Source organism: Bradyrhizobium sp. USDA 4369, assembly GCF_054056435.1.
Window position 1 is genome coordinate 5,036,190 of record NZ_JBSRYH010000001.1, and the last position, 22,572, is coordinate 5,058,761.

21 protein-coding genes are annotated in these 22,572 nt (G+C 65.5%); 15 read left to right on the top strand and 6 right to left on the bottom strand.

Annotated elements, in window-relative coordinates:
• The first annotated feature begins 95 nt into the window (after positions 1–95).
• Together ACVIJ6_RS22760 and ACVIJ6_RS22765 are read left to right on the top strand one after the other, a co-directional pair.
• Positions 96–545 carry a c-type cytochrome gene (locus ACVIJ6_RS22760; RefSeq protein ID WP_456774529.1) on the top strand — a complete coding sequence of 150 codons (450 nt, stop codon included), beginning with the start codon at positions 96–98 and terminating at the stop codon, positions 543–545.
• A gap of 192 nt (positions 546–737) precedes the next feature.
• Positions 738–1,658 (top strand): c-type cytochrome, encoded by a 921-nt coding sequence (locus tag ACVIJ6_RS22765; RefSeq protein ID WP_456774530.1) that lies wholly within the window; start codon positions 738–740, stop codon positions 1,656–1,658.
• A gap of 39 nt (positions 1,659–1,697) precedes the next feature.
• Here ACVIJ6_RS22765 and ACVIJ6_RS22770 read toward each other — a convergent pair whose 3' ends face one another.
• Positions 1,698–2,858 (bottom strand): ABC transporter substrate-binding protein, encoded by a 1,161-nt coding sequence (locus ACVIJ6_RS22770; protein ID WP_456774531.1) that lies wholly within the window; start codon positions 2,856–2,858, stop codon positions 1,698–1,700.
• A 238-nt stretch (positions 2,859–3,096) separates the two neighbouring features.
• Here ACVIJ6_RS22770 and ACVIJ6_RS22775 point away from each other — a divergent pair, with 238 nt between their 5' ends.
• The gene (locus tag ACVIJ6_RS22775; RefSeq protein ID WP_456774532.1) at positions 3,097–5,598 is read left to right on the top strand and encodes a bifunctional diguanylate cyclase/phosphodiesterase; all 2,502 of its coding nucleotides are present in this window, start codon (positions 3,097–3,099) and stop codon (positions 5,596–5,598) included.
• On the opposite strand, the gene ACVIJ6_RS22780 is transcribed toward ACVIJ6_RS22775, so the two are convergent.
• Both ACVIJ6_RS22780 and ACVIJ6_RS22785 read right to left on the bottom strand, forming a co-directional pair.
• Positions 5,552–6,616, bottom strand: a complete 1,065-nt coding sequence (locus ACVIJ6_RS22780) for a helix-turn-helix domain-containing protein (RefSeq protein WP_456777060.1) — start codon at positions 6,614–6,616, stop codon at positions 5,552–5,554. The genes ACVIJ6_RS22775 and ACVIJ6_RS22780 overlap by 47 nt on opposite strands.
• A gap of 422 nt (positions 6,617–7,038) precedes the next feature.
• On the bottom strand, positions 7,039–7,284 hold the full coding sequence (locus ACVIJ6_RS22785; protein WP_012045520.1) for an Lrp/AsnC ligand binding domain-containing protein: 246 nt from the start codon (positions 7,282–7,284) through the stop codon (positions 7,039–7,041).
• A gap of 120 nt (positions 7,285–7,404) precedes the next feature.
• Here ACVIJ6_RS22785 and thiD point away from each other — a divergent pair, with 120 nt between their 5' ends.
• The gene (gene thiD / locus ACVIJ6_RS22790) at positions 7,405–8,205 is read left to right on the top strand and encodes a bifunctional hydroxymethylpyrimidine kinase/phosphomethylpyrimidine kinase (protein WP_456774533.1); all 801 of its coding nucleotides are present in this window, start codon (positions 7,405–7,407) and stop codon (positions 8,203–8,205) included.
• 62 nt (positions 8,206–8,267) lie between these two features.
• A complete protein-coding gene (locus ACVIJ6_RS22795) occupies positions 8,268–8,723 on the top strand; it encodes a nuclear transport factor 2 family protein (protein ID WP_456774534.1) in 456 nt (151 codons plus the stop codon).
• Between the two features lie 33 nt (positions 8,724–8,756).
• Here the strand turns inward: ACVIJ6_RS22795 and ACVIJ6_RS22800 are convergent, their stop codons facing one another.
• Positions 8,757–9,806 (bottom strand): AraC family transcriptional regulator, encoded by a 1,050-nt coding sequence (locus tag ACVIJ6_RS22800; RefSeq protein ID WP_456774535.1) that lies wholly within the window; start codon positions 9,804–9,806, stop codon positions 8,757–8,759.
• A gap of 140 nt (positions 9,807–9,946) precedes the next feature.
• Here ACVIJ6_RS22800 and ACVIJ6_RS22805 point away from each other — a divergent pair, with 140 nt between their 5' ends.
• The 10 genes from ACVIJ6_RS22805 to ACVIJ6_RS22850 all read left to right on the top strand — a co-directional run bounded on the left by ACVIJ6_RS22805 (position 9,947) and on the right by ACVIJ6_RS22850 (position 20,095).
• A complete protein-coding gene (locus ACVIJ6_RS22805) occupies positions 9,947–10,771 on the top strand; it encodes an alpha/beta fold hydrolase (protein ID WP_456774536.1) in 825 nt (274 codons plus the stop codon).
• Between the two features lie 32 nt (positions 10,772–10,803).
• Positions 10,804–11,454 carry a hydrolase gene (locus ACVIJ6_RS22810; RefSeq protein WP_012045515.1) on the top strand — a complete coding sequence of 217 codons (651 nt, stop codon included), beginning with the start codon at positions 10,804–10,806 and terminating at the stop codon, positions 11,452–11,454.
• An 8-nt stretch (positions 11,455–11,462) separates the two neighbouring features.
• Complete coding sequence (locus ACVIJ6_RS22815; protein WP_456774537.1) at positions 11,463–11,750, top strand: XapX domain-containing protein; 288 nt, start codon at positions 11,463–11,465, stop codon at positions 11,748–11,750.
• Positions 11,747–13,624 carry an amidohydrolase gene (locus ACVIJ6_RS22820; protein WP_456774538.1) on the top strand — a complete coding sequence of 626 codons (1,878 nt, stop codon included), beginning with the start codon at positions 11,747–11,749 and terminating at the stop codon, positions 13,622–13,624. The genes ACVIJ6_RS22815 and ACVIJ6_RS22820 overlap by 4 nt, the downstream gene beginning before the upstream one ends.
• 1 nt (position 13,625) lies before the next feature.
• A complete protein-coding gene (locus ACVIJ6_RS22825) occupies positions 13,626–14,051 on the top strand; it encodes a DoxX family protein (RefSeq protein ID WP_456774539.1) in 426 nt (141 codons plus the stop codon).
• A gap of 25 nt (positions 14,052–14,076) precedes the next feature.
• Positions 14,077–14,967, top strand: a complete 891-nt coding sequence (locus ACVIJ6_RS22830; RefSeq protein ID WP_456774540.1) for a glyoxalase — start codon at positions 14,077–14,079, stop codon at positions 14,965–14,967.
• Positions 14,968–14,979: 12 nt separating this feature from the next.
• Complete coding sequence (locus ACVIJ6_RS22835; RefSeq protein WP_456774541.1) at positions 14,980–16,401, top strand: alginate export family protein; 1,422 nt, start codon at positions 14,980–14,982, stop codon at positions 16,399–16,401.
• Between the two features lie 15 nt (positions 16,402–16,416).
• Positions 16,417–17,106, top strand: a complete 690-nt coding sequence (locus ACVIJ6_RS22840; RefSeq protein ID WP_456774542.1) for a YoaK family protein — start codon at positions 16,417–16,419, stop codon at positions 17,104–17,106.
• 146 nt (positions 17,107–17,252) lie between these two features.
• Entirely contained in the window at positions 17,253–18,515 is a 1,263-nt protein-coding gene (locus ACVIJ6_RS22845; RefSeq protein WP_456774543.1) for an HlyD family secretion protein, read from the top strand.
• The gene (locus ACVIJ6_RS22850; protein ID WP_456774544.1) at positions 18,512–20,095 is read left to right on the top strand and encodes a DHA2 family efflux MFS transporter permease subunit; all 1,584 of its coding nucleotides are present in this window, start codon (positions 18,512–18,514) and stop codon (positions 20,093–20,095) included. The genes ACVIJ6_RS22845 and ACVIJ6_RS22850 overlap by 4 nt, the downstream gene beginning before the upstream one ends.
• A gap of 280 nt (positions 20,096–20,375) precedes the next feature.
• On the opposite strand, the gene ACVIJ6_RS22855 is transcribed toward ACVIJ6_RS22850, so the two are convergent.
• Complete coding sequence (locus ACVIJ6_RS22855; RefSeq protein ID WP_456774545.1) at positions 20,376–21,227, bottom strand: fumarylacetoacetate hydrolase family protein; 852 nt, start codon at positions 21,225–21,227, stop codon at positions 20,376–20,378.
• 14 nt (positions 21,228–21,241) lie between these two features.
• Positions 21,242–22,561 (bottom strand): MFS transporter, encoded by a 1,320-nt coding sequence (locus ACVIJ6_RS22860; protein ID WP_456774546.1) that lies wholly within the window; start codon positions 22,559–22,561, stop codon positions 21,242–21,244.
• Between the last annotated feature and the right edge of the window lie 11 nt (positions 22,562–22,572).

Genomic DNA, 22,572 nt, shown 5'->3' on the forward strand with positions numbered 1-22,572 from the left:
TCAATTCCGGAATAACCCGCGGGTTGAGGGGTTGACCGAACCGAACGATCCGTTCAGGTGGGCTGGATGGATTGTGACAACAAAGGAGCGAATTGATGAAGCGGACTGTCGTGGCAGCAGCAGCGTTGCTGCTCGGGGCCGGCGCCGTGATGGCACAGCAGGATCTGGTCAAGCAGAGCCAGGACACCATGAAGGCGAACGCCAAGAATCTCGGCGGGGTCCTGATCGCCATGGTGAAGGGCGAGAAGCCCTATGACCAGGCCGCCGTCAATGCCGCTCTGGCGCAGCTCGACGAGACCGCCAAGAAGCTGCCGACGATGTATCCGGCCAGCCTGAAGGCCGCGAAGTTCGAGGGCGATTACGGCCCGTCGCCGAAGATCTGGGAAGACCAGGCCGGCTTCAAGGCCAAGATCGACAGCTTCGCCAAGGTCGTGACCGAGGCCAAGGCCAAGATCAAGGATCTCGACAGCCTCAAGGCGACCGCGCCGGCGATCGGCAAGGAATGCGGCGGCTGCCACGAGACCTTCCGGGTCAAGAACAGCTGATCCGACATGACATCGACCGGGGCGAACGCAATAGCGCGTTCGCCCCGTTTGTTTGGGTGTCTCGGGCATCCTATGCTCATGGCTGCCGCATGATCCGGACGTGAAAGCCGGTCTTCCGAACAGATCGTGATCCAAGGTCCGGGACGATGCACGATTGCGCTGACGACGTCCTTTGGTCGTGACGGAGCCCCCATGCGACGACGCCTCCTGCTTGCCCTCTGTGTGCTCGGTGCCGCAGGACTTGCGACGTTCTGGTGGTTGACCCGGCCGACGACCGTCACGCTCGCGGCGGCGACGCGTGCGCCGGATCTCGCCAACGGGCAGGAGATCTTCAACATCGGCGGCTGCGCGTCCTGCCACGCGGTGCCGAACCAGCAGGATCGTCTGAAGCTGGGGGGCGGGCTGCCGCTGGCATCGCCGTTCGGCACATTCTATGCGCCCAACATCTCGCCGGACCCCAAACACGGGATCGGGCGCTGGAGCGAAGCCGATTTCGTCAATGCGGTGCTGAAGGGCGTCTCGCCCGGCGGCAGCCACTATTATCCGGCGTTTCCCTATACCTCCTATGCCGGCGCCAAGGTCGACGATGTCCGCGATCTCTTCGCCTACATGAAGACGCTGCCGCCGGTCGCTGGCCCGTCGCGCCCGCACGATCTGCCGTTCCCGTTCAACATCCGCCGCACCGTCGGCGTCTGGAAGCTGTTGTTCTTTGCCGACAAGCCGTTTGTGGCGGACAGTGCGCGCTCGGCGGAATGGAATCGCGGCGCCTATCTGGTGAATACGTTCGGCCATTGCGCCGAATGCCACAGTCAGCGCAATCCGCTCGGCGGCATCGTCACCGCGCAGCGCTTGGCCGGCGGCCCCGACCCGGAGGGGCAGGGCTTCGTGCCGAACATCACCCAGAAGGGCCTGTCCGACTGGAGCGAAAGCGACATCAGCTATTTCCTGGAGACCGGCCAGCTGCCTGACGGCGACAGCGCCGGCGGATCGATGGCGCGCGTCATCCGCAACACGTCCCAGCTGACGCCCGACGATCGCAAGGCGATGGCGGTCTATCTGAAATCACTGCCGCCGGTCGAAGGTCCGCCGAAGCCGAAGAAGCCGGCGAACTAATCGAGCCAGTGCGCGCGTCCCGACTGTGAGGAGCAGGTCCTAGATCGGCTTGAAACTGCCGTCGCTCTGGATCACCGTCAGCGTGACCTGCGGCGGATTGTCTTTGCGCGCGCTGCCGAAGTTGACGACCAGGCCGCCAATATCGAACTGCCCGACCTCGTTGATGATCCGGAGCAGATCGGCGCGGGTCGGGTTGGGTCCGGTCATCGCCAGCGCTCGCGCGACCAGACGGCCGGTGATGTAGCCCTCCAGCCCGATGAAGTCGGGCGTCTGGCTCGGATCCAGGGATTTCATCGCGGCTTGATAATCGGAGACGACGCGACGGTCGGTGTCCCACGGGAACGGCACGACCTCGGACACGATGACGCCGCGGCCCTCGGCGCCGAGCTCCTTGGCAAGCGCATTGGCGCCGACAAAGGAGACCGCCGTGAAGGTCGGATTGAAGCCACTGCGATGCGACATCTTGATGAACTCGGCGCACGGCCCGTAGGTGCCGACGAGGATCACCGCCTCAGGCTCGGCGCGACGGATCACCTTCAAGGCCGCGCCGACGGCGCGCGTGTTGCGCTCGAAGGTGCCTTCGGCCGCAAGCTCCAGGCCCCGGCGGTCGAGATGGGTCTTCACGCCCGCCAGCACGTCGCGCCCGAACGCGTCATCCTGATAGAAGATCGCGATCCGCGTCAGGCGGAGCTCTTCCGTGAGATGCTTGATCGAGGCTTCGGCCTCCGCGGCGTAGCTGGCGCGGATGTTCACGATGTTCTGGAAGTCCGGTGTCCGCAGGAACTCCGCGCCGGAGACCGGGCCGATGAAGGGCACGTCGTTGGAAGCGGCGATCGGCGCTGTCGCGATCGAGGTCGGTGTGCCCACGGCGCCGATCAGCGCGAATACCTTGTCCTCGTAGATCAACTTGATGGTCTCGACCACCGATCGATCGGGATCGTAGCCGTCGTTGCGGCTGGCCAGCTTGAGCCGTCTGCCATAAACGCCGCCTTTTGCGTTGAGCTCGTTGAAGGCGGCCAGCAGGCCCTGCCGCGCCGCCTGGCCCAACGCCGCCGACGGCCCCTCCAGCGCGGCCACCTGGCCGAACAGGATTGAATCGTTGGTGACGCCGAGCTCGTCGGCACGCACGGCGCCAGCATGCAGTGCGCTGGCCAACAGCACGAGGGTGAGGGAACTACGGAACTCCGAGAGCCACTTCATAGCGATGTTCAACACGCACGGGACAGACTGACCATGCCGCAACCTAACCGCTTTCAATGAATACCTCGCTAAAGGCGCATTGCGGCCTTGATCGCGTTTTCGGCGGCGCTCAACAGTGAGGTGTTAACCAAGCCGCGGCACCGCTCCCGAACGCGTGATGTTCTTTGACCGTCCTTAACTTCGAAGATGTCTCATCCGTTGGATCGGAATGAGGGGCAGCCGTTTGGCGGGGGCCATATTGCAGGTTGAAGAGTACAGCGCGTCAACCCTGACTGAGAGGAGCGATACTCGCGTCGGCAGCGGCCGCGAGAAGTTGCTTTCGTCCTTATCACGCTACCGCCTCTATCGTCCTGCGGTCATCGCTGCATGCGTCGGCGTGGTGCTGTCGGTGGTCGGAACGGTTGCGGTCGGACGCTGGGAAAACCGGCTTGCGCGCGCCGATTTTGAAGCCGTGGCCGAAGCCCAGGCGATCCTGGTTCAGAACGGCGTCAATGAGTATGTCAGCCGGCTGACCGCGCTGCGCACGCGCTTCGAGTCGGCCAATGAGGATATTACCCGCAGCGAGTATCAGACCTTCAGCGCGCGGCTGTTCGAGGCGCATCGCGGCATGCTGCGTCTGGCGTGGCTGCCGCGGATCAAGCGCAAGGAGCGCGGCGAATACGAAGCGGCCGCGATCACCGACGGCGTTCCGGCCTTCCGCATCAAATCCTTTCCCGACGGGACGGTGGCACCGGAGAGCGACGAATATTATCCGGTCTACTTTTCGACGGAGGCGAAGACCTCCCCGGTCTATGGTCTCGACTATTGGAGCATCCCGGACCATCGGGCCGTGCTCGAGCAGTCGCGTGACTACGACATGATCGGCGCGTTGCGGACGCGGCAAAACCTCATCAATCAGAACGAGCGTCCCAACGCCGTGATGATCGGCATCCCGGTCTACGCCAAGGGCACCTCGCGCACCACGGTCGCCGATCGACGCCGCAACCTCACCGGTTTCATCATCGGCGTGTTCGATCTGCCGATGCTGCTGCAATCCGTGCGGACCAACAATCCCAGCAGTCCGGCGTTGGCGATCAACCTGCTTCCGCCAGAGCGGGTCATCAACGCCTCCGGCGTGGATCCGCAGCGCTGGCCGGCCGATCCCAATATCTGGTCGACGACCTTGCGGATCGGCGATGCCGATTGGGTGTTTCAGGCCGCGCCTGCCGGTGGCGCGCTGATGACCGCGCATAATCGAGCGCTTGCCTTCTATGCCGCGAGCATCGCGACTACGCTCTTCCTCGCCGTCTATCTTGCGCTGTCCAGCCGCAACGCGCAGCAGCTGGCGCTCGCCAATCGCCGCGTGCTCGAGCTGGCGCAGACCGATGCGCTGACCGGGCTCGCGAACCGTGCCTTCTTTCTGGAGGAGATGGAGCGCATCAATGACGAGAAGAACGGCCGCTTCACCGTCTTCCTGCTCGACCTCGATCGCTTCAAGAACGTCAACGACTCGCTCGGGCATGGAGCGGGAGACGAACTGCTGGTGCAGGTCGCCCAGCGTCTGAGATCGCAGCTGCGCGAGGAGGACGTGCTGGCCCGGCTCGGGGGCGACGAATTCGCGTTGATCCAGGCCGGGTTCTCGGATCAGCGAGCGTCCGCGACCGAGCTGGCGCAGCGGATCACGCGGCTGATCGCGGAACCGTTCCAGATCAGTGGCCAGCGCGTCGAGATCGGCACCAGCATCGGCATCTCGCTCGCGCCGCAGCACGGCCGCGACCAGGAGCATCTGCTCAAGAAAGCCGATCTCGCGCTGTATCGCTCGAAATCCGCGGGGCGCAGCTGTTACACGATGTATGACGACGTCATGTCGGCGGAGCTCGAGGCGCGCAACACGCTCGAGGGCGATCTGCGTGACGCCATCGCGCAGTGTCAGTTCGAGGTTCACTACCAGCCCTTCTACGACGCCGAGACGCGCCAGCGGCGCGGCGTCGAGGCGCTGGTGCGCTGGCGCCACCCGGTCAAGGGGCTGGTGCCGCCCGACAAGTTCATCCCGCTGGCGGAAGCCACCGGCCTCATCGTGCCGCTCGGCGAGTGGATCATCGGCCGGGCCTGTGACGACGCGACGTCATGGCCCGACGACATCAAGGTGGCGGTCAATCTGTCGCCCGTTCAGTTCAAGCAGGCGGAACTGTTCGACGTCATCCAATCGGCGCTGGCGCGCTCCGGGCTCGATCCGAAGCGGCTGGAGATCGAGATCACCGAGTCGGTGCTGCTGGAGCGGGCGGCGGAGAACGAAAGCTTCATCGACAAGCTCAAGGGGCTCGGCATTTCGCTGGCGCTCGACGATTTCGGCACCGGCTATTCGTCGTTGCGCTCGCTGACCGCATTCCCGTTCAACAAGATCAAGATCGACAAATCCTTCATCGCCAATCTGAGCGTGCGCGACGAAAGCGCGGCTGTCATCTCCTCGGTCGTGACGCTGGCGCGCGGGCTCGGCATTCAGATCACGGCTGAAGGCGTCGAGACCGAGGAGCAGCTTCAGCACCTTTGCACGCTGGGGGTCAATTTCGCGCAAGGCTATCTGCTGGGGCGGCCGATGCCGGTGGAGCAGCTCGAGCAGCATCTGGAGATCACGCGCGCTGCGCCCGAAGCCGACGAGCTGGTCGGCGAAGCTTCGGAGGAGGCCGATGCGCATTCTGCCGAAGTCGTCGCGCTCATTCCCCGGTCCGGGGCGCCGCTATCCCTCGCATCCAACGGCTGATCGGCGAGGCGACGTCGTCTTGCCCGCGGACGGGCGGATGCCGTAGCCCGAGCGTCGCCGCCTCGCGTGCGGCCCGCGGCGTGATGCCATAGGCGGCCTTGAACAGCCGGGTGAAATGCGCGTCGGTGCCGAGCTGCCACCGCCGTGCCACCTCGCTGATGCGCACATTGCGGGATCCGGTCGCGGCGAGATCGAAAAACGCACGGTGCAGGCGACGGCTGCGGATATAGTCGGCGATGCCGCCGAGCGGCGCGAACAGCCGATAGAGCGAGGCCCGCGACAGGCCGAAATGCGAGGCCACGGCGTCGGCGCTGAGCTCGGGGCTGGCCAGTTGCGCCTCGATATATTGGCGGATGCGCAGCAGCGAGGCATCCGCGGTGACGCTGCGGTCGGCGGCGCGGCGTTCGAGCTCGCCACGCAGGCAGGCCGCGATCAGCGAGATCGTGCCGTCGATGGCGGCCTGGCATTCGTCCAGGCTCATCCGTGGGGCAAATTCGAACAATGCGCTCAAGTGCCGCGCCAGCAACGGCGCCAGCGCGCCGTCGCGCGGCAGCACCAGGCCATGCAGATCCTCCACCTGCGGCAGGCGCGCGTCGAACATCGGTCGCGGGACGACCAGCGTGATGGCTTCGAACGGCGTGGCGCGGGTTTCCAGCGTCTGCGCCAGATCGAGCACGCAGAGATCGCCCGCGTCCACCCGGATCGGATGGGACCCTGCGACGCCGCGATAGCCGCCGGCCATATAGAGCTGCAGAATGATGTGATCGACGCCGCTGCGTGCGATCGTCTCGGCCGTCCGTCGGAAACGCTGGCCGCTGGCCCGCGCCGAACCGAGCAGGACCGCGCCGAGTGCATAGGACAGCACGTCGGCGCGAAAGGGTGCGACCTCGCCTGCGGCGAGCTCGTCGATGTCGAAGAACGTCGAGGTGGCCTCGCGCCAGGCAGCGAGATTGGCCTCGGGGTCCATCTGGCTGGCCGAGAAGCCATAGCTCGGCAACAAAGACGAAACGGGTTGAATGTCGCTGTTCACGCTACGCGCCGCCGGCTCGTCTTGAGCTTTCGTCTCAACTTCTTGTCCGATCGTCTCGATCGGCTCAACCGCATTGACCCGGTTCGCCAGCACCGTCAAGAGAGCCGTATCGCCAAGTTGCTGAAAACGAAGGCCGGACGCTTCGACTGTCCTCTATGCCCCTCACGATCGAAGGGGCCGGCTTTCCCAGCGCATCAGCCGCGCCAGCGAAACGTGGCGGGGGATATTCAGAGACGGCCCGACATCGAACGATCGGCCGCAGCCATCGGGACGCCCGGCGTGGGTTTTCGCTCGGCCATCGCCTTTCATGACGAAACCATGCTTGTCCGATTTCAAAGACCTCCGCGCCCGTCGGCAACGACGGGCGCTTTTGTCTGCCGGGCGGGTCCAGTTTGGCTGGGCGTCCGGGGTTAGACCGCGCCGAACGCCTTGAAGGTGATGATGGTGTGGGTGTCCTGGATGCCGGGCAGCACCTGGACCTTCTCGTTCACGAAGTGGCCGATATCGGTATCCTTGTCGACGTAGAATTTGACCAGCAGGTCGTAATTCCCGGCGGTGGAGTAGATCTCGGACGCGATCTCAGCCTCTGCCAGCGCATTGGCCACGACGTAGGACTGGCCGAGCTTGCACTTGATCTGGACGAAGAAGGGAACCATTGCGGATTGTCTCCGGACGACGTTTCGGGCCTCAATATAACCTTTTCGGCCGAAGTCGATACGCTTTCTCGACGGCCGGCCGGCTTGTCGGGAACGACCGACGCGCGCTAGGAAGGCGGCATGAGCACCCCGATTGCCCTCACCATTGCAGGGTCGGACTCCTCGGCAGGAGCCGGCATCCAGGCCGATCTGAAGACCTTTGCAGCCTTGTCGGTCTACGGTGCCTCGGTGCTGACGGCGCTGACCGCCCAGAACACCAAGGGGGTGACCGCGGTGCACCTGGTGCCGCCGGATTTCGTCAGCGCTCAGATCGACGCCGTGTTCGACGATCTCGCCGTCGGCGCGGTCAAGATCGGCATGGTGGCACAGGCGCCGATCGCCGAGGCGATCCATGCCAGCCTGACGCGCTGGCGACCGGCGCATGTGGTGCTCGACCCGGTGATGGTCGCGACATCGGGCGCCCGGCTGCTGCCCGAGGAGGCGATCGAGGCGCTGCGGAGCCGGCTGATCCCGCAGGCGTCGCTGATCACGCCGAATCTGCCGGAGGCGGCTGCGCTGCTCGGCGAGCCGATCGCGACCTCGGAGCAGGGGATCGCAGAGCAGGGCCGCCGGCTGCTCGCGCTCGGCTGTCCGGCCGTCTTGATCAAGGGCGGGCACGGGCAGGGCGCGGAGAGCACCGATTACCTGATCACCTCAGGCACCAGCATCGCGCTGCCGGCGCCGCGCGTCGCGACCAGGAACACCCATGGCACCGGCTGCTCGCTTTCGTCAGCGGTGGCCGCGGGGCTGGCCAAGGGCGAGAGCCTCGAGACGGCGGTCCGCCATGCGAAGGATTTCATCTCGGGCGCCATCGCTGCCGCCGATCGCTTCACCGTGGGACACGGCCATGGGCCGGTGCATCACCTCTATCGGTTCTATTGATCGCAGGGCTGACTTGGCCGGAATGCTGCGATCTCCGTCACTCAGCAAAGGATCTGACAACGATGCGGCAACTCCTGATCGCGATGACGCTGGCAGCTGTGGCAGCGATGTCTGCGCCGGCCATGGCCCAGCGCGCCTACACCCCCGAAGAAGAGCGCAACAAGGCGATCGTGCTCGACTTCTACGACCAGGGCCTCAACCGCAAAGACTTTGCGGCCGCCTCGAAACATCTCGGCACCTACATCCAGCACAATCCGAGTGCCGAGGACGGTCCTGAAGGCTTTCGCAAATTCATCGAGTTTCTGAAGGCGAAGTATCCTCAATCTCACAGCGAGATCACCAAGGTCCTGGTCGACGGCGATTTCGTCATCCTGCGCGTGCATGCCATCCGCGAGCCTGGCACCCGCGGCAACGCCATCGTCGACATCTTCCGTCTCAAGGATGGCAAGATCGAAGAGCATTGGGATTCGGTGCAGCCGATTCCGGAGCAGTCGGCCAATTCCAACGGAATGTTCTGAAGCCGGCCTGCTGATGCGTCCCGCGGACGCAAGCTATGCGCCGCGCGCGAGCGCTTTGTCCTGGCGGTGGCCGTTCATCACGCGCGCGCGGTATTCGCCCGGCGACTCCCCGAACCATCGGTTGGACGCCCGGAAGAACGTGCTCTGGTCGGAATAGCCGAGCAGATAGCCGATGTCGGTCAGCGTCAGGCGCGGGTCGGCGAGATGACGCTGCGCGAGCTCGCGCCTGGTGTCGTCGACGAGATCGCTGAAGGACAGGCCCTCGTCGGCAAGGCGGCGCTGGAACGTGCGATCGCTCAGGCCGAGTGCGGCCGCAATCGCCGAGCGCAGCGGGCTGCCATCGGGCAGCAGCCTCGCGATCGCGGCCCGCGCGCGGTAAGCCGTATCGGTTTTGACCAGCCGCTCCAGCGCCTCGTCGGCGATGCGATCGTGGATCGCGGTCAGCTCGGGGGCCGATGTCGTCAGCCTGCAAGCGAGATCCTGCTCGGACAACAGAAAACCGTTGAACGGCGCATCGAATTCCAGCGGCGATTGGAAGGCGTTGTTGTAGGCGGCAATCGAGAGCGGCACCGCGTGCGAGAAGCGGGTGGCGAGTGGCGTCAGCGGACGGTCCAGCATCCACCGGCAAAGATTGAGCAGATTGACGACGCCGTAGTCGTAGCGCTGTCGCGGGATCGGACATTGGCCGCCGAACACCTCGGTCCGCACCCAGCGTCCGCCATGGCCTTGCTCGAGCGTGATGGTCACGGCGTCGCTCACCAGGCACATGTAGCGGATCAGGCGCGTCAGCCCGGTCAGGAGATCGGGGCTCGACATCATGGCGTAGCCTGCGACGCCGTAGTGATCGGGCCGCGGCGCGTTGACATTTGCCAGCCCGATATCCGGATTGCCTGACCGTTCCGCCGCCAGTACCCACAACCGGCTCAGCGCCTCGGTCGGCCAGCGCCGATCGCCATCGTCGAGATCCTCGATCGACAGGCCGACTTCCGCAAACAGCATGGCCGCATCGAGACCTTGCTCCTTCAGCGTGCTCGCCACGCCACGCATCCAGGACGACGATGTGGTTCGGATCTGCTGCGCCATCCCTTGGCCTTCTGAAGCCAGTGCTTTGGCACCCTCGGACCATTGTGCAGGTGCACATGAGACGGCATAGCACCTGGGATTGGCGACTGCGATACGAAATTTGTCGAAGCGGTCGCGCGGCTGGCGCTCGGGAGAAGATCATGCCTGTTCTGAAAACCAATGACGGCACGGAGATTTACTACAAGGATTGGGGCTCCGGTCAGCCGATCGTGTTCAGCCATGGCTGGCCGCTGTCATCGGACGATTGGGATGCGCAGATGCTGTTCTTCCTCAATCACGGTTTTCGCGTTATCGCCCATGACCGCCGCGGCCATGGCCGCTCCAGCCAGGTGTCTGATGGCCATGACATGGACCATTATGCTGACGACCTTGCGGCGCTGACGGCGCATCTCGATCTCAAGGGTGCGGTTCACGTCGGTCATTCCACCGGTGGCGGCGAGGTCGTGCACTATCTCGCGCGTCATGGCGAGAGCAGGGCGGCCAAGGCCGCGATCATCGCCGCGGTGCCGCCTCTGATGGTGCAGACAGCCGCCAATCCGGGCGGCCTGCCGAAATCGGTGTTCGATGACTTCCAGACCCAGGTCGCCACCCGCCGCGCGGAATTCTATCGCGACGTCGCAGCCGGTCCGTTCTACGGCTTCAACAAGCCCGGTGCCAAGCCGTCGGAAGCCGTGATCCAGAACTGGTGGCGGCAGGGCATGATGGGCAGCGCGAAGGCGCATTATGACGGCGTCGTCGCCTTCTCGCAGACCGACTTCACCGAGGATCTGAAGAAGATCTCGTTGCCGGTGCTGGTCATGCACAGCGAGGACGATCAGATCGTGCCTTATGCCGATTCCGCGCCGCTGGCGGCCAAGCTGCTCAAGAACGGCACGTTGAAGACCTACAAGGGTTTTCCGCACGGCATGCCGACCACGGAAGCCGCCACCATCAACGCCGACCTGCTGGCCTTCATCAAGGGCTGACGCCCGCATCCCATAGCTGTCACGGAGATCCCATGTCGAAGCTCGAAATGCTCACGCCGCAGAACTGTGCGGTCGCTCTGATCGACTACCAGCCGGCCATGTATCAAGGCGTCCAGTCGCACGACCGTCTGGGCGTGTTCAACAACATCCAGATCGTCGCCAAGGCGGCCAAGCTGTTCAAGATTCCGACCGTGCTCACCACCGTCGCCAAGGACTCGTTCTCCGGCCCGTTCATGCCGGAGGTGACCGAGCTGTTTCCCGATCACGATATCGTCGATCGCACGGCAATGAACTCGTGGCTCGATGCCGGCTTCCGCAAGCAGGTCGCGGCGACCGGCCGCAAGAAGTTCATCATCGCGGGACTCTGGACCGAGGCCTGCGTGCTGTTCCCGACGCTGGACATGCTGCGCGAGGGCTACGAGATCTACATCCCGGCCGATGCCTGCGGCGATCTGTCGCTCGAGGCGCATAACCGCGCGATGGATCGCGCGGTGCAGGCCGGCGCGGTGCCGATCACCTCGTGTCAGTTCGCCTTCGAACTGCAGCAGGATTGGGCGCGCGCCGAGACCTATGACGGCATGATGGAGATCCTGAAGGCGCATTCGCCCTACGGCATCCAGATCCGCTTCTCGAAATGGGCGCTCGGCGAACACGCCTCCGAGGGCGGCGCCAAGGTGGCCTGAGGCACGTCATGAAGATCTATCTGTTCTCGCTCGGGGCAGGGCTGCTGGTCGGCGTGATCTACAGCCTGCTTCAGGTCCGCTCGCCGGCGCCGCCGCTGGTGGCGCTGGTCGGCCTGCTCGGCATCCTCGTGGGAGAGCAGGTGATCCCCGTCGGCCGCCAGCTCCTGAACGGCACGAGCCTCGCGACGGCCTGGCAGAAGGCCGCCTGCGCCACGCATATCTTCGGCCTGCTGCCCGGCCATCACGGCCGGGCAGCGACGACCGACACTCCTGCTCAAGATGAGAAGGCCTCATGAGCGATCATCCCGATCTCATCCTGCATCGCGGCCTGTTCACGACGCTCGACCGTTCCAATCCCACCGCGAGCGCGGTGGCGATCAAGGACGGTGTATTCGTCGCAGTCGGGCACGCGCAGGACGTCATGAAATTCGCCGGTCCCGACACGAAGCTGATCGATCTGAAGGGGCGGCGGGTTCTGCCCGGGCTCATCGACAATCACCTGCACATCATCCGGGGCGGGCTCAATTTCAACATGGAGCTGCGCTGGGACGGCGTCCGCTCGCTCGCCGACGCGATGGCGATGCTGAAGGCGCAGGTCGCGATTACCCCGCCGCCGCAATGGGTGCGCGTGGTCGGCGGCTTCACCGAGCATCAGTTTGCCGAGAAGCGGCTGCCGACCATCGACGAGCTGAACGCCGTTGCGCCCGATACGCCGGTGTTCCTGCTGCATCTGTATGACCGCGCCATCCTGAACGGCGCCGCCTTGCGCGCCGTCGGTTATGACAAGGATACGCCGCAGCCGCCGGGCGGTGAGATCGTGCGCGATGCGAACGGCAATCCCACCGGATTGCTGCTCGCCAGGCCCAACGCCGCGATCCTCTATGCGACGCTCGCCAACGGGCCGAAGCTGCCGTTCGACTATCAGCTGAATTCGACGCGGCACTTCATGCGCGAGCTGAACCGGCTCGGCGTCACCGGCGCGATCGATGCCGGCGGCGGCTTCCAGAACTATCCGGACGACTATGCCGTCATCCAGAAGCTCGCCGATGATGGCCAGCTCACCATCCGGCTCGCCTATAATCTGTTCACCCAGAAGCCGAAGGGCGAGAAGGACGATTTCCTGCGCTGGACGCAGAGCTCGTCCTACAAGCAGGGCAATGATTATTTCCGTCACAACGGCGCCGGCGAGATGCTGGTGTTCTCGGCCGCCGATTTCGAGGATTTCCGCGTGCCGCGGCCGGACATGCCGGCCGAGATGGAAGGCGAGCTCGAGGAGGTCGTGCGCATCCTGGTGCAGAACAAATGGCCGTGGCGGCTGCACGCGACCTATGACGAGACCATCTCGCGCGCCCTCGACGTGTTCGAGAAGGTCAACCAGGATACGCCGCTCGGCGGCCTGCATTGGTTCTTCGACCATGCCGAGACCATCTCCGACCATTCGATCGACCGGATCGCCGCGCTCGGTGGCGGCATCGCCGTGCAGCACCGCATGGCCTATCAGGGCGAATATTTCGTCGAGCGCTACGGCTTCGGCGCAGCGGAGGCGACGCCGCCGGTGAAGACGATCCTGGAGAAGGGCGTCAATGTCTCCGCCGGCACCGATGCGACCCGTGTCGCCTCCTACAATCCCTGGGTCTCGCTGTCCTGGCTGGTCACCGGCCGCACCGTCGGCGGTCTGCGGCTGTATCCGCAGCGCAACTGCCTCGACCGCGAGACGGCGTTGCGGATGTGGACGGAGAACGTCACCTGGTTCTCCAACGAGGAAGGCCGGAAGGGCCGCATCGAAGTCGGGCAGCTCGCCGATCTGATCGTGCCGGATCGCGACTACTTCGCGTGTCCGGAGTCCGAGATCGCCGAGACCAGCAGCGATCTCACCATGGTCGGCGGCCGCATCGTCTATGCGGCTTCCGATTTCAAGGCGCTCGACGCCGCCGTGCCGCCGCCGGCAATGCCGGATTGGTCGCCGGTGCGCCGCTTCGGCGGCTACGGCGCATGGCTCGCGAAGGGCGATGATGGCGCGGTCCGCGCCCAGGCGATGCAGATGTGCGGCTGCGCCAACGCATGTGGGGTGCACGGTCACGACCACGCACGGTCATGGTCGAGCAAGCTGCCGGTTGCCGATCTCAAGAGCTTCTGGGGCGCGCTGGGCTGCGCCTGCTGGGCGGTCTGACATGACGGCCAGATCCGACACGCCGCGGCCGATCGCTGCGGTGCTGGATTGGCGGTGGCTGTGGCCGCTGGCCCGGCTTGCGCTGGTCTCGGCCTATCTGATCGGTGGGGTCCAGAAGCTTACGGACTTTTCCGGCGCGATCGCCGAGCAGGCCCATTTCGGTCTGCAGCCGGCCTGGCTGTGGGCCGTCATGGCGATCGTCGTCGAACTGATCGGCGCAATGCTCGTCGTGGTGAATCGGTTCGTCTGGCTCGGCGCCGGCGCGCTCGGCGTGCTGACATCAGTCGCCATGCTCGCCGCCAACGACTTCTGGCACATGGACGGCCGCGACCGCTTCATGGCGCTCAATGCCTTCTTCGAGCATCTTGGCCTGATCGCCGGCCTCGTGCTCGTTTCCGTCCTCTCCTGGCGCGCGCGCCGCGCTTGATCCGCTTCATCTGACCGAGGTCGTCATGATCAATTCCCGCCATCTGCTCGGCGCCGTCGTCGCCACCACGCTGCTCGCCGCGCCCGCGCTCGCCAAGGATGCGGCACCGCTGATCGGGGTCGGCGCGCAATATGACACGACGCATGTGTATGTCGCGCCCGATGACGTCGACAAGTTCGTCGCCAGCTTCCTCGCCACGTTCGGCGGCCAGAGCACGAAACAAGTGGTCGCGACGGTGACGCCGACGCCGAGCAGCACGACCTCGCAGCTCGTGCAGACGCCGGTCGGCACGGTGTCGCTGTTCGGCTTCAAGACGCCGATCCCCTATCCGTTCGGCGCCGAACGCACCGGCTATCTCGTCACCGACATGGATGCGGCGATCAAGGCGGCCAAGGCCGCCGGCGCTGACGTCGTGGTCGCGCCGTTCCCCGATCCGATCGGCCGGGACACGGTCATCCAATGGCCCGGTGGCGTCAACATGCAGCTGTATTGGCACACGACCAAGCCGTCTTATGCGGCCTTCCAGACCGTGCCGGACAATCGCGTCTATGTCTCGCCCGATCGCGCCGAAGCCTTCGCGCGCGCTTTCCTGCGCTTTGCCAAGGGCAAGGTCGTCTCCGACGAGGCCAAGGCGCCGGGTGTCGAGATCGGCCGGCCCAGCGATCACTATCGCCGCATCCGCATCGAATCGGTGTTCGGCCGCATGACGGTGCTCGTCACCGACGGCCATCTGCCATATCCGTTCGGCCGCGAGATGACTGGCTATGAGGTCGCGGATCTCAAGGCAACGCTCGATAAGGCCAAGGGCGCCGGTGTGACCGTGCTGGTCGAGCCGTTCACCTCCGACAGGCGTGAGCAGGCGCTGGTGCAGTTTCCAGGTGGCTATGTCGCGGAAATCCACGCGCTGCTAAAGTAGGCCGGTCGGCGAATGGCGGCGCGCGTGCGGATGGGGCGGGCATTGACGAGGACGGTGGCCGCGGCTGCGCTGCTGGCGGCGCTCGGTTCTGCCGGCGCGTCTCTCGCCGAGGACGCCGCCACACGTCCCGCGATCCGCACCAACCGCTGGCAGGAGGACTGGTCCGCCCTGGCCAATCCGGCGCTGCGCACCGCGGCATTCGATCCGATCAAGTACATCCCGCTGCAGCCGGGTGCACCGCAGAGCTACGTCTCGTTCGGCATGACCCTGCGCGAGCGCTTCGAGAGCCTGGATGCGGCGAGCTTTGGCATCGGCGGGACAAGGCCGGATTCGCATCTCCTGCAGCGGCTGCAGATCCATGCCGACGCGCATCTCGACGCGCATTGGCAGCTGTTCGTGCAGCTCGAGGACGACCGCGCCTTCGGCAAGGCCACGGTCACCGCAGTCGACCAGGACCCGCTCGATCTCCGGCTTGCCTTCCTGGCCTACGTCAACGCGACGGAGCAGGGGACCTTCAAGGCGCGTATCGGGCGGCAGGATTTCGACTTCGACCTGCAGCGCTTCGTGTCGTCGCGCGACGGCCCGAATGTCCGCCAATCCTTCGATGCGATCTGGGGCGATTGGGAGACGGGGCCCTGGCGCTTCATCGGCTTCGTCAGCCAGCCGTTGCAGTACAATCCGGGTCGTCCGTTCGACGACATCTCGAACGGACGCGTCCTGTTCCACACCTTCCGCGTCGAGCGCCAGGTGCTCGGCAGCAACGAGCTGTCATCTTATTATTCCTATTATCAGCGCGACAATGCGCGCTTCCTCGATGCAGTGGGTACCGAGCAACGCCACGTGCTCGACATCCGCTTCGCCGGCAAGCTCGCGGGCTTCGACTGGGATCTCGAAGCGATGGGGCAGGCGGGTTCGGTCGGGCCGAAGCAGATTCGCGCCTGGGGTGCCGGCGCGCGTGCCGGCTATACCTTTGCCGATGTCGCCTGGCAGCCGCGCATCGGCCTGCAGGTCGACGGTGCCTCCGGCGACCGCCACCCCGGCGACGGCCGGATCGAGACGTTCAATCCGCTGTTTCCGAACGGCTATTACTTCACGCTCGCCGGCTTCACCGGATACACCAACCTGATCCATGTCAAGCCGTCCCTGACGGTGAAGCCGATGGCCGATCTGTCGGTCATGGCGGCGATGGGCCTGCAATGGCGCGCAACGACGGCGGACGCGATCTATGTCCAGCCCAACGTCGCGGTCGCCGGCACGGCCGGGCAGGGCAGCCCCTGGTCCGGCGTCTACGCGCAATTGCGCGCGGATTATCGCTTCAACGCCAATCTGACCGGCGCGCTCGAAGCCGTTCATTACAAGATCGGCGATACGCTGCGCCGCGCCGGCGGCCACGACAGCGACTACATCGGCATCGAACTGAAATACGCGCTGTGAACACGGAGGCATCCCATGGCTGCGACTGAATCCCGCATCGTGCCGTTATTGCTCAGCGTCAATGCCGGCTATGTCGACACTGCGGGCTTTCTGGCGTTGCAGGGTCTGTTTACGGCGCATGTCACAGGCAATTTCGTCACGCTCGGCGCGGCGCTCGCCTTGGGCACCTCAGGCGCGGTGGCCAAGCTGCTGGCGCTGCCGGTGTTCTGCGCGGTGGTGATCGCGACCCGCCTGACCGGTACGCTGCTGTCGCGCAAATGGCCGCGGGCTTTTGAGATCCTGCTCGGCGTCAAGCTGGTGCTGCTGCTGCTCGGCGCCGCGCTCGCGATCCATTTCGGTCCGTTCCATGAGGGCGACAGCCGCGAGGCGATCACCACCGGCATGGTGCTGGTGGCGGCGATGGCGATCCAGAACGCGGTGCACCGGATTCACCTGCCGAGCGCGCCGCCCTCGACCTTGATGACCGGAACCACGACCCAAGTGATGATCGATCTCGCCGACCGGATCTATGTCGGTGACAAGGGTCCGGCGGCGCCGCCAGCGCGGCTCGTGCAGATGGCGGTGAATGTGCTGGCCTTTGCCCTCGGCTGCGGCGCGGCCGCGCTGCTGTTCGTCCGTCTCGGCAGCTGGTGCTTCGCCGTGCCGCCGGTCATTGCCGCTGTGGCGCTCACCGCGCGCCTTGCGGGCCCGGACCCGGCGCGCTGACCCAGCGGCTTTCGCCGGCAGGTGTGAAATCGCGCCTCGGCGAAGATGACAGAAAGTTTAGCTTCCGCCGCCCCTCCGCCGGCTTGCCTCCTACCAGCTGCGATCTATTTTTAGAACGATACAGTTTCGTTCTTCAGGAGAGCGGCATGGCCGTCCAACTGCCTTCCACCCTCGACTCCCTGCCATCCTCTGGGCCAGCCGATCCGACCGTGTCGGCCCGCGAGCGCGCGCTGAAGCAATGGCGCGGCGATGCCGCGGCGGAACTGCGTCGCGAAGCCGGGGAAACCGCGCGTCAGGCCGACCAGCCCGCCAAAGGCGAGAGCGAGGCGGCGGATACGCCGCGTCGCAGCCTGTTGCGGTGGCATCAGCGCGGCGCGGCGCTCGGTGTGCTGCTGATGCTCGCTGCCGGTGCCGGCGGCTATGTCTATTACGACGCCGCCGGCCGCTACGAGAGCACGGATGACGCCTTCATCGCCGCGCGCCAGTTCTCGATCGCGCCGAAGATCTCCGGCTACATCACCGCCGTTCCGGTCACCGACAACCAGCATGTCAAGGCCGGCGACGTGATCGCGCGGATCGATGATCGCGACTACAGGACGGCGCTGGCGCAGGCCGAGGCGCAGGTGAAGTCCGCGCAGGCCGCGATCCGCAACATCGATGCGCAGATCGACGTGCAGCAGGCGCAGATCACGGCGGGCCAGGCCCAGGTCGAGCAGGCCCAGGCCGGGCTCACCTTCGCCGAGCAGCAGGCGCAGCGCTACCAGGATCTCGCCCGCACCGGCTCCGGAACCGTGCAGAGCGAGCAGCAATACACCTCGCAGCTCCGCCAGCAGCGCGCCGCGCTGACCTCGGCGCAGGCCAATCTGCAGGTCGCGCAGCGCCAGCTCGAATCCCTGAAGGCGCAGCGCGAGAGCGCCGAGGCCAATCTCGCGCAAGCCGAGGCGCAGCGCGATCAGGCGCGGCTCAATCTGTCCTACACGACGGTGACAGCGGCACAGCCGGGCCGCGTCGTCAACCTCAGCGCCGCCGACGGCCAGTTCGCCGCCCAAGGCACGGCGCTGACCATGTTCGTGCCCGATGACGTCTGGGTCACCGCCAATTTCAAGGAGACACAGCTCGACCATATGCGTCCTGGCCAACCGGTGACGTTGCAGATCGACGCCTATCCGGAGCGCGAGATCCGCGGCCATGTTGCCAGCGTCCAGTCCGGCTCGGGCCCAGCCTTCTCGCTGCTGCCGCCGCAGAACGCGACCGGTAATTACGTCAAGATCGTCCAGCGCGTCCCGGTCAAGATCGAGATGGACGACCCGCCGGCGGACGTCGCGCTCGGGCCGGGCATGTCGGTCGTCCCCACCGTGCGCGTCAATCCCAAGCCGTCGCTGTATGAGCGGCTGAGGGCCGCGCTATGAGCGAGGTTGTTGCTCTGTCTCAGCCGCGATCCGCCACCAATCCGTGGCTGATCGCGGTGCTCGTCGCGCTGGCGACCTTCATGGAGGTGCTCGACACCACCATCGCCAATGTCGCGCTGCCTTACATTGCCGGTGGCATGGGCGTCAGCCAGGACGAATCCTCCTGGGTGGTGACGACCTATCTTGTCTCCAACGCGATCATCCTGACCGCGTCGAGCTATCTGGCGAAGCGCTTCGGCCGCAAGACCTTCTTTCTGCTGTGCCTCGGGTTGTTCACCTTGAGCTCGGTGCTGTGCGGCTTCGCCTGGAACCTGCAAGCGCTGCTGTTGTTCCGCATCCTGCAGGGGCTAGGTGGTGGCGGCATGGTACCCGTCGCGCAATCGATCCTTGCCGACTCGTTTCCGCCGGCCAAGCGCGGCCAGGCCTTCGCGCTGTTCGGCGTGGCTGTCGTGGTGGCGCCCGTGGTCGGTCCGACGTTGGGCGGCTATCTCTCCGACAACGTCTCCTGGCACTGGTGCTTCCTGATCAACGGCCCGGTCGGCGTTGCCGCGATGCTGCTGATCGGCCTGATCCTGCAGGAGCCGGCCGCAGTGACGGCCGAGCGCCGCAAACAGGCGCACGGCTTTGACGTCGTCGGATTCCTGCTGGTCGCGACCTTCCTCGGCGCGCTGGAATTGATGCTCGACCGCGGCCTGGAGGATGATTGGTTCGACTCCCGCTTCATCGTGGTCACCGCCGCGATCTGCGCGGCCGCCTTCATCGCCATGATCCCCTGGGAGATGAATCAGAAGAACCCGACTGTCGACGTGCGCATGCTGGCGTCGCGCCAGTTCGGCGCGAGCTTCCTGGTGATGCTGGCGACCGGCGCGATCCTGCTCGGCACCACCCAGATGCTGCCGCAGATGGTGCAGCAGGATTTCGGCTACACCGCGACCTGGGCCGGCCTCGTGCTGTCGCCGGGCGGCCTCGTCACCATGGTGATGATGTTCGTCGTCGGGCGCCTGTCGGGCAAGGTGCAACCGAAATACATGATCATGGCCGGCGCCACGATTGTCGCGCTCGCAATGTATGATCTCACCCGTGTCTATGCCGATGTCGGTTTCTGGTTCTTCGCCGATTCGCGCATGCTGATCGGCATCGGCCTGCCGCTGATCTTCCTCTCGATCACCACGGCGTCCTACAACGGCATCCCGCCCGAGAAGACCGACCAGGCATCGGCGCTGATCAACGCCGCGCGCAACACCGGCGGCTCGATCGGCGTCTCGCTCGCCGCCAACATCCTGTCGCACCGGGCGCAGTTTCACCAGAGCCGGCTGGTCGAGAACGCGATTCCCTCCAACCCGGCCTATCAGGACACGCTGCACCAGGTGACGAACTACTTCACCGCTCATGGCAGCCCGCTCGTCCTGGCGCAGCAGCAGGCGATCGCGTGGATCGGCCAGACCATGCAGATGCAGTCGTCGCTACTCGCTTATGTCGACGTCTACTGGGCCTTGATGCTGATCTCGCTGTCAGCGATTCCGCTGGCGCTCACCTTGCGCAAGGTCAAGCTCGGCGGCGGACCGGCGATGGCGCATTAAGCGAAATGCCTTGACTCTTCTCGTGCAGTAGCGGCGGCCCTCGCTCGCTCCACTGTCATTCCGGGCTCATTCGCGCGCAAAATGGCGAAGCCATTTTGAAGCAGCGCGAATGAGCCCGGAATCCATACCCGCAGGCCGCGATTGTCGGACAACGGGCGCAGTGGGCAGACTGCCCGGACTCGATTGGCGGTCGTGGTTATGGATTCCGGGCTCGCGCTACGCGCGTCCCGGAATGACGGAGGAGAGACCGAGGACGATCTCTGCACGACGCAGGTCGCGCTCAGGCCTGTTCGTCCGCGATCCCGTTCCGCAACAGGCCGATGCGGTCGATCTCGACCTCGACCACATCGCCGGGCTTCATCCACAGCGGGGGCGTGCGGCGGGAGCCGACGCCGCCGGGCGTGCCGGTGGCGATGACGTCGCCCGGCTCGAGCCGGGTGAAGGACGAGCAATATTCGATCTGGCGCGGGATATCGAAGATCATCTGGCTGATCGTCGCCTCCTGCACCACCTCGCCATTGAGCCGCGTCTGCAGCTTGAGCGGGCCGAGATCGTCGATCTCGTCTGCTGTGACCAGCCAGGGTCCGAAGGCGCCGGTGTCGGGGAAGTTCTTGCCCGGCGTGAACTGATGGGTGTGGCGCTGGAAGTCACGCACGCTGCCCTCATTGTAGCAGGCATAGCCGGCGATGAGCTGGAAGGCCTCGCTGCGCGGAATGTAGCGGCCGGGCTTGCCGATGATCACGGCGAGCTCGCCCTCGAAATCGAGATCGGTCGAGACGCGCGGGCGAATGATGTTGCCGAGATGCCCGGTCTGGCTGTTGGCGAAACGGCCGAACACCGTAGGGTTCTCGACCTCCGAGCGGCCGGTCTCCTTGCGGTGGGTCTCGTAGTTCAAGCCGATGCACAGGATCTTGTCCGGGTTCGGGATCACCGGCTGGAAGGTGATCGCTGAGAGCGCATGCCGCGTGGCCTTGGCTGCCGCAGCCGCCGCCTCCGTCAGCGCGTTGGCCGCGATCGCCGATTTCAGGTCGGGGAAGCGGTCGCGCAGGAGGGCGCCGAGATCGGCGATCTCGTCACCTTCGACCAGTCCCCAGGACGGCGTGTCGTGAATCGTGAAGCTCGCAAATTTCATCTGATGTCCTTTGGTCAGGTCGAGACCGCCGCGACGGCGGAGGAGGGTTCCCGCGTCGTCCTCGCGAAGCGCGCAATCGTGCGCTCCGGGAAGATCAGTGCAAAGGCCGAGATGGCGCCGGTGATCAGCACGCCGGCGGTGAAGGTCATGGCATGGGCATAGCCGAGCGGCGCGTTGCTGCCGGCCTCGCCGACGATCCAGCCGGTGAGCGCGTTGGAGACCAGCGCCGAGGCAGCATTGCCGGAGTAGATCACGACGATCAGCCGGCCGCGCTGCACGGCGGGCGCGATCGCGCCGAGCGCGACCGGGCCGAAGATCGTGGTGAGGCTGGGCGCAGCGAACGCGATCGCGACGCAGGCGAGCTGCAGCGGGCCTGTCGTGACGATGCTGAGCAGCAGCGCGCATCCGGCGGCGAGCAGCGCCAGGCCCGAGGCGTGGCCGAGGCAGGCGCGCAGGCTGAAACCCTTGCGCTGCAGATATTGCGTCAACCAGGAGCCGCCGAGCAGCAGCGGCGACTGGAATAGATAGATGCCCGAGATGATCCAGCCGACTTCGACCTGCTTGTAGCCGAGCCCGAGCTGCAGAAAGGGCGGCAGCCAGGTCGCGGACATGCCGACGATCCAGTACGACGCGGTGGACATGATGATGACGCCGATCACGGTCGCATCGCCCCACAACACCCGCGCGGGCAGCGCCTTGTCCTTGGCGGCCGTGGCTTCAGGAGCATGCGCAGCCGAATAGGGGCCTTCGCCGCCGATGAAGAACCAGCCGGCCATCCAGGCCAGGCCGAGCAGGCCGCAGAACAGGAAGCCGGTGCGCCAGCCGTAATTCACGATGACATAGGTCAGGATCGGGCCGCCGGCCAGCAGACCGACGCTGATGCCCTGCAACACCACGGCGCTCGGCACGCTGCGTCTGTCGGCCGGAAACCAGTTGTAGCAGGTATGCAGCGCCGTCGGCAGGCCAGGGCCTTCGCCGGCACCGAGGATGATGCGGCAGACCACCAGCACGGCGATCGAGCTCGAGAAGAAGATCGGGAGCTGCGTCGCCGACCACACGCCCGCCATGATCAAGAGCAGCCACTTCACCGGAAAACGTCCGACGACGAACATGCCGACCGCCATGCCGGACAGCGAGAACAACAGGAAGAAGCTGCTGCCGATCAGGCCGAAATCCTTAGGGCTCAAGCCCAGTTCCTTCATCATCGGCACGGCCGACAGGCCGAACACCAGCTTGTCGAAGAAGTTGAGCGTCTGGAACAGGAAGAGCATGATGAGGACGGCGATCGCGCGTCCTCCCATCAGTCCGCTTCCGGCCTCGGTTGATGTCGTCATTGCGCTTCCCC

Excerpts from the sequence above, each read along its gene's own strand:
- ACVIJ6_RS22760 (WP_456774529.1), top strand. The coding sequence starts at position 96 with ATGAAGCGGACTGTCGTGGCAGCAGCAGCGTTGCTGCTCGGGGCCGGC.
- ACVIJ6_RS22765 (WP_456774530.1), top strand. The coding sequence starts at position 738 with ATGCGACGACGCCTCCTGCTTGCCCTCTGTGTGCTCGGTGCCGCAGGA.
- ACVIJ6_RS22770 (WP_456774531.1), bottom strand. The coding sequence starts at position 2,858 with ATGAAGTGGCTCTCGGAGTTCCGTAGTTCCCTCACCCTCGTGCTGTTG.
- ACVIJ6_RS22785 (WP_012045520.1), bottom strand. The coding sequence starts at position 7,284 with ATGGTTCCCTTCTTCGTCCAGATCAAGTGCAAGCTCGGCCAGTCCTAC.
- thiD (WP_456774533.1), top strand. The coding sequence starts at position 7,405 with ATGAGCACCCCGATTGCCCTCACCATTGCAGGGTCGGACTCCTCGGCA.
- ACVIJ6_RS22795 (WP_456774534.1), top strand. The coding sequence starts at position 8,268 with ATGCGGCAACTCCTGATCGCGATGACGCTGGCAGCTGTGGCAGCGATG.
- ACVIJ6_RS22800 (WP_456774535.1), bottom strand. The coding sequence starts at position 9,806 with ATGGCGCAGCAGATCCGAACCACATCGTCGTCCTGGATGCGTGGCGTG.
- ACVIJ6_RS22805 (WP_456774536.1), top strand. The coding sequence starts at position 9,947 with ATGCCTGTTCTGAAAACCAATGACGGCACGGAGATTTACTACAAGGAT.
- ACVIJ6_RS22810 (WP_012045515.1), top strand. The coding sequence starts at position 10,804 with ATGTCGAAGCTCGAAATGCTCACGCCGCAGAACTGTGCGGTCGCTCTG.
- ACVIJ6_RS22815 (WP_456774537.1), top strand. The coding sequence starts at position 11,463 with ATGAAGATCTATCTGTTCTCGCTCGGGGCAGGGCTGCTGGTCGGCGTG.
- ACVIJ6_RS22820 (WP_456774538.1), top strand. The coding sequence starts at position 11,747 with ATGAGCGATCATCCCGATCTCATCCTGCATCGCGGCCTGTTCACGACG.
- ACVIJ6_RS22825 (WP_456774539.1), top strand. The coding sequence starts at position 13,626 with ATGACGGCCAGATCCGACACGCCGCGGCCGATCGCTGCGGTGCTGGAT.
- ACVIJ6_RS22830 (WP_456774540.1), top strand. The coding sequence starts at position 14,077 with ATGATCAATTCCCGCCATCTGCTCGGCGCCGTCGTCGCCACCACGCTG.
- ACVIJ6_RS22835 (WP_456774541.1), top strand. The coding sequence starts at position 14,980 with ATGGCGGCGCGCGTGCGGATGGGGCGGGCATTGACGAGGACGGTGGCC.
- ACVIJ6_RS22840 (WP_456774542.1), top strand. The coding sequence starts at position 16,417 with ATGGCTGCGACTGAATCCCGCATCGTGCCGTTATTGCTCAGCGTCAAT.
- ACVIJ6_RS22845 (WP_456774543.1), top strand. The coding sequence starts at position 17,253 with ATGGCCGTCCAACTGCCTTCCACCCTCGACTCCCTGCCATCCTCTGGG.
- ACVIJ6_RS22850 (WP_456774544.1), top strand. The coding sequence starts at position 18,512 with ATGAGCGAGGTTGTTGCTCTGTCTCAGCCGCGATCCGCCACCAATCCG.
- ACVIJ6_RS22855 (WP_456774545.1), bottom strand. The coding sequence starts at position 21,227 with ATGAAATTTGCGAGCTTCACGATTCACGACACGCCGTCCTGGGGACTG.
- ACVIJ6_RS22860 (WP_456774546.1), bottom strand. The coding sequence starts at position 22,561 with ATGACGACATCAACCGAGGCCGGAAGCGGACTGATGGGAGGACGCGCG.